Origin of the sequence: Mycobacterium sp. E1386, from assembly GCF_001672745.1 — a bacterium.
Lineage (GTDB): Bacteria > Actinomycetota > Actinomycetes > Mycobacteriales > Mycobacteriaceae > Mycobacterium.
On record NZ_LZKH01000162.1, the window covers coordinates 1 to 5,817 of the forward strand.

Annotated in this window: 7 protein-coding genes; all 7 read right to left on the minus strand. The window is 65.5% G+C overall.

Going from position 1 to position 5,817, the window contains the following annotated elements; all coding sequences use genetic code 11:
* On the minus strand, positions 1-265 hold a 265-nt coding region (locus A5709_RS16400), incomplete at its 3' end, for an NAD(P)-binding domain-containing protein (protein ID WP_369806131.1).
* Entirely contained in the window at positions 258-449 is a 192-nt protein-coding gene (locus A5709_RS16405) for a ferredoxin (protein ID WP_067946335.1), read from the minus strand. The genes A5709_RS16400 and A5709_RS16405, both read right to left, overlap by 8 nt.
* Positions 446-1,693, minus strand: a complete 1,248-nt coding sequence (locus tag A5709_RS16410) for a cytochrome P450 (protein WP_082953495.1) — start codon at positions 1,691-1,693, stop codon at positions 446-448. The genes A5709_RS16405 and A5709_RS16410 overlap by 4 nt, the downstream gene beginning before the upstream one ends.
* Positions 1,665-2,867, minus strand: coding sequence for an acyl-CoA dehydrogenase family protein (locus A5709_RS16415; protein ID WP_068120818.1), 1,203 nt, complete (start codon positions 2,865-2,867; stop codon positions 1,665-1,667). Before A5709_RS16415 ends, A5709_RS16410 begins: the two co-directional genes overlap by 29 nt.
* Positions 2,864-3,889, minus strand: coding sequence for an acyl-CoA dehydrogenase family protein (locus A5709_RS16420; RefSeq protein WP_067946339.1), 1,026 nt, complete (start codon positions 3,887-3,889; stop codon positions 2,864-2,866). The genes A5709_RS16415 and A5709_RS16420 overlap by 4 nt, the downstream gene beginning before the upstream one ends.
* An 11-nt stretch (positions 3,890-3,900) precedes the next feature.
* Positions 3,901-5,004, minus strand: a complete 1,104-nt coding sequence (locus A5709_RS16425; protein WP_068011719.1) for an amidohydrolase family protein — start codon at positions 5,002-5,004, stop codon at positions 3,901-3,903.
* Between the two features lies 1 nt (position 5,005).
* A partial coding sequence (locus A5709_RS16430) for an amidohydrolase family protein (RefSeq protein ID WP_156768079.1) occupies positions 5,006-5,817 on the minus strand: 812 nt, incomplete at its 5' end.

A 5,817-nucleotide genomic window follows, 5' to 3' on the forward strand; every position in this document is an offset into this window, starting at 1 on the left:
CGACCACACAGATCCCGACCACGTCGCTGTTGGCCCCCAGCTCGGCCCGGGTTTCCGCGAACGACGCCGCAGAACCGCGGTAGGGCTCAAGCGATTCCGCCCGGCGTGCCCACAATGTCGTGGGCACCCCGCAGGCTATGAGCCGATCTGCCATTCCCTTGCCCTGGTCCCCGAGACCGATGAATCCGGCTCGGATCTGCGGACGATCCGACGATGTCGGCGTCGCGGAGTCGGGGCGCGCGGTCGAGCCGGCCTGGTCAGTCATGAAGGGCGATGGCCTCCTCGGGACAGGACTGCACGGCGTTCGTGGCGGAGGGCTCCTCCCCTACTGGCACCTCGGCCGCCAACAGCACGCTGTGCCCCTCCTCGTCGGCGTCGAACAACGCGGGCGAGAGGCTGTAGCAGCGGCCATGCCCCTGGCAAGCTCCGCTGTCGAGTTCCAGCCTCATCCACGCACCTCCCAACTCAGTGGCAGCGGCCGCGCCAGCCGCACCGGAAGAGCTTCGTATTTCAACGACGAGCCCGGCGTGATCTCGTAATCGGGAATACGCTTGTGAAATTGGTCGAGTGCCGCCCGCAGCTCCATCCGGGCGAGATGGCTTCCCAGACAACGGTGAAAACCGCTTGCGAACGAGTAATGCGGATTGGGCCGACGGGTCAGGTCCACTTTGAGAGGATCTTTGAACTTTTCCGGATCCAGGTTGGCAGCGGCCCACAGCACCGTCACCTGCGTTCCTGCGGCCACGGTCGTATCGCCGACCTGCATGTCCACGGTTGGAGTGCGCGATGCCACCGGCACCGGGGTCTCCCAACGCATCAACTCTTCGATGGCGTCGGGCCACATTTCCGGGTTCGCCACTACCTGACGGCGCTCGTCGGGATGGCGCGCGAGCCAGGACAGGATGCAGGATAGCGACGCCGCGACGGTATCCAGGCCGGCGATCATCAGCAGGAAGCAGATGTCGAGAATGTTCTCTCGGGTCAGTGAGTGGCCGTCGACTTCGGCTGTCATGAAGCGGCCGAGGATGTCGTCCCCGGGTTCGCCGCTCGCTTCGCGTTCGTCGAGAACTTGGTTGAAGTACGCGTAGCACCGTTTGCCCGCCGCCTTGTACCTGGCCTCGCGTTGCGCGACGGTTTCCCCGTCGACGTCGCGCAGCAGATCGTCTTTGTTCTGCAGGAAGTAGTTCAGCTCGGAGAGCGGAATTCCCATGAGGCGCAGGAAAATCGTGGACGGGAGGATCGCGCAGAATTCATCGTAGATGTCAGCGTGGCCGCGTTCGATGAACTTGTCGATCAGCTCGTCGGCGAGCGTTCTTACGTCAGTCTCCAGGTGAGCGATCGCCTTCGCCGAAAAGATCGGGTCAAGCAGTTTGCGGTATTTGGTGTGCTCGGGCCGGTCGATGTCCAGCGGAATCAGCGGGCGATCGGCGCTCTGCGTATTGCCCACTGCCCCCGATCCGCGCACATCGTGGCTGCGGGTCAGAGCGTCGACGCTCTTGGCGGCGCCGACAATGTGATTGCCGTCGATCACGATTATCGGCGTCGATCCGATGCCTGCGTACACTTCCTGTGGTTCGGGGACAGTCAGCATCGCTGCGAAGTCACCCCCGAAGGCCTCGGCGGCAATGCCCTCCGTCACGGCGTCGTCGGACTGTTCGTCGTGGCTAGCCGACAGCGCTGCCGTTTCGCTCATTTTTGTTCCTTCGCGGTGTGCTACGGGGAAGTCCCAGGAATCGCTCGGCAATCACGTTTCGCGCCACGTCGGTGGATCCGCCATAGATGCCGGTCCCTGGCGCGAATCGGAATCCTGCTTCGAATGCACCGTCGCCGGCACTCCCCTCCGCCCCGCGCGGCAGAAGGGCTGTCGGACCGATGAGATCGATCAGCTCCGACGCCGTCTGCACCAGCAGGTCGGAGGACAGGATGCGAGCCGGCGGTCCCGACGCCGAACGCGTCATCTCGACCTTGACGAGCGCTTCGCCGATGCGCTCGGCCACTGCGGCGTCGTCGAGCAAGGATGTGCCTGCGGGACCCGGTTGCGTTGCGGCCCAATGAACGAACTCGGCGAGGAGCTTCTCGCACTCGGCCAGGTAGGGCCCCCCGGTGGTCGGGTCACTGCCGTCGGCGGAGATGCCGTGTTCCTGGCTCAGCGGCGCGGCGACCACGGTCCAACCCGCGTTGACGTCGCCCAGGCGCCAGCGGTCGTTGACGCGAACATCTTGCAGGTAAACGAAATTGGTACGTTCGCCGCCCAGTGTGCCGATCGGCCGGATCTCCACCCCCGCAGTGTCCAGAGGCAGAAGAAAAACGGTCAGGCCCTTGTGCATGGGCGCCGACGGGTCGGTGCGCGTGAGGAGAAAGCAGTATTGGCTGAACTGGGCACCGGTGGTGAACATCTTCTGCCCGTTGATAACCCATTCCTCGCCATCCCGCTCCGCGCGGGTGCGCACCGCGGCCAAATCCGATCCGCAGTCCGGTTCGGTGTAACCCAGGCAGATGCGAACGGTGCCGTCAGCCACCCGCGGCAGCACCTCGGCCTGGATGTCCGGCGAGCCGAACATTCGGATGGCGATCGGTGGTAGCAACGTCGTGGAGGCCAGGATGTAGGGCGCACCGCTGCGCGCCCATTCGGTGGCGACGATGCGCGCCCGCAACGCGTCCAGGCCTGCTCCACCCTCGGACGTCGGCCATTGCGTCGCGACCCATCCGCGCGCCCCCATTGCCAGGTGCAGGCCCTCGTTGAATCCGCCGCCGTGGAGCCGTTCGTCTTCCAGCACCGCCGGGGTGACGTGTTCGTCGAAGAAGGCGCGTGCCTCCTGCCAGAACGTAAGGGTGTCGTCGTCGAGGTCGACCGTTTCGAAATTCACGCGAGAGCATCCTTCAACACATGCGGCGCCCACCGGGCGACGCGTCGCAGAAGGGTCCGACGGTCGCCGACGGCCACCGCCCAGCCTTTGGCCCGGCGGTAGTAGAGCTGAACGTCGGATTCAAGGGTGAACCCGAAGCCGCCCTGGGTATGAATGGCGGTGGCCCCGGCTTGCTCGGCGGCGTCACCGGCGGCCAGCACGGCACACAGGGCCAGCGCACCAACGGATTCGGGTTCGTGGTCACAGAACCAGGCAGCGCGCCACAGTAGCCGCCGGGCCGCGCCCACGCTGTTGGCGGCGTCGACCAATGGATGAGCGATGGCTTGAAACGCTCCGATCTGGGTGCCAAAAGCCGTGCGCTCTTTGGCGTATTGCACGCCGAGGTCAAGGGCGGCCTGGCCCAGCCCGACCAGCGCGGCCGCCGTCAAAACGTGCCATTCCCGTTCAGCTAGGTCCCACTCGACGGCCGAACCCACCCGTGCGCCACCGGTAACCTCGCGCCAGCCCAGCGGAGCGCACGCCAGATTGGGCTGGGTCGGCGCCGGCGGGCCGGTGACCAGCGTCAGGTTGGCGCCCTGCGGCGCGAGCACGGCCTCTGCGATCGCTCCGGCGGGTGCTAGCCGACGGTCGGCGGTGCCCGGGGCGAGGGTGACAACCGCGCCACGATCGCGCATGGCGGCCAGCAGCTGCGATGACGGGTCGATGCGAGCGAGCGAGCGCGCCGCCGCCAACACCTCGGCCAGGGGCACCGGCGCCGCGCGGCGGCCGGCCTCTTCGAGCACGAGCGCCAGCTCGACCAAGCCGGCCCCGTCGCCACCGACCGCTTGCGGCAGCGCCATCTCAACGACGGCACGTTCCTGGAGCTCGTCCCACAGCGCCGCGTCGAACCCCCCCGGTTCGGCCGAGCGAACCCGTGATGTCGGGATGGTCTTTTCGAAATAGGCCCGGAAAGAATCCCGCAGTGCCGCCTGCTCCTCGCTGAGCGAGTAATCCTGGTGGCGAAGCGAGAACTCTGCGTTCATCGGACGGCCACTCAGGGGGCGTCCTTCAGGACGCTTTCGTCAAAACCGAACAGCCTGCGTGCATTTCCGCCGACGATGGCCCGCGCACTGTCGATGTCGACGCCGTCGAAGAGCCTGTCGAGGATCTTCTCCGACTCTGGGTATGTGCTCTCGGGGTGGGGATAGTCGTTGCCCCACAACAGGCATTCGGCGCCGGTATCCGCGAGGTTCGTAATCGCGACGGGATCGTCCTGAAAGGTCGAGTGGATCTGATGCCGGATGTAGTGACTGGGCAGTTCGGCAAGTTTCGGTTTGGTCCAGCCGATCTCGTCGTGCGCCTGGTAATAGTAGTCCAGCGTCTGCATTGCCCACGAGATCCATCCGCCGTTGCACTCGACGAAGACAGCGTGCAGGTCTGGATGCCGCTCCAGGATCCCGCTGCAGCTCAACAAGGCGGCTGCGCGCGGCGCCATCGATTGCGTGGCAAGAAGATTCGCCGTGCCGCTCCCCCACCCTCGATAGAAGATCATGTCGTGGCCGCTGCCCTGATGCATGACGGCCGGCCGGCCCGTCGACGCGATGACGCCCCACAGCGGTTCCCACTCTTTGGAGTTCCACTCCGGCTTGCCGACCAACGGCAACAGCAGTCCACCCACCGACGGATCGGCAGCCACCCGCTCGACCTCGGCGATGGCCATGTCGGCGTCCCAGGTGGGGATCATCATCGCAAGTTTGATCCGGTCGTGTCCCCCGATCTGCTCGCGAATCCAATCGTTGTAGACCTGGCACACCGACTGCCCGGCAAGGGGATTGGCGATTTCCCACGCGTATAGCCCGATGGTGGGAAAGACGATTTCGGCGTTGATGCGGTCGGTCCGCATCATGTCGAGCCGCACGTCGGGCGAGGCGGCCGCCACGCGCTCGGCCTCCTTGGCCGCTGCCTCTTCTGCCGACAGTTCGTTCCAACCGATGGGGCTGCCGTTGACGACCAGGCTCCACCCGCCGGCGTCATTGGCCATAATGCGGCGCGGGGCGTGATCGCGCAGGTCCACGCTGAGGCGCTCGTACCAGAGGTCGTGCGGCTCGTCGACGTGCGCATCGGCCGAGATCTTAGGCAGATCGACGGTACTCGTCATATCAGACCTGCACCGTCTCCCGGCCGGCCGCCTCGGCACGGGCCCGGTACTCGGCCTTGCTCACCGTCGACAGGTCGACGTCGGTGGCCCTGGCGCGTAGCGCACCCACCGTCGCGTCTTTTTTCGCGGTGTGCTTGAACGGGTCGAAATCAAAGAAACGACAGCTGTTTTCGTGAGTGATCTTGTTGATTTCCTCGTCGGTCGCGCCGGCAGCCGTGAACTCGCCAAACAACTGCTCCGGGCCGTTGGGCCAGGTCGAGTCGGTGTGCGGATAGTCGCACTCCCACGCCAGATTGTCGATGCCGATCTCGTTGCGCAGCTTGACGCCGGCCGGGTCGGTGATGAAGCAAGCCAGGACCTGGTCCCGAAATACCTTGCTGGGCAAGCGCTCCGACCAGTCCTGACCGATCCAGAGTTGATTCTTGGCGTGTCGGTCGGCTCTCTCGAGGTAGTAGGGGATCCAACCGATACCGCCCTCGGAAAGGGCGATACGCAGGTCCGGGAATCTGCGCAAGGTACGGCCGAACATAAGGTCCTGCAAGGCCATCAGCGTGAGCTGGGTGGGCAGGATGATGTGATGGTCGATCGGAGCGTCAGGCGCCAGCGTGATCAGGCCGCCGCTGGCCCCGATGTGCATGCACAGCACGCTGCCCGTCTCCGACATCGCGGTCAGCATCGGGTCCCAGTGCTCGTTGTGAAAGCTGGGGAAGCCGAAAGCGTGCGGTGCCTCGAGGAAGCTGATGGCCCTGCAGCCTTTGTCGGCCAGACGCCGCACCTCGGCCGCGCACAATTCCGGATCCCACATCGGCACAA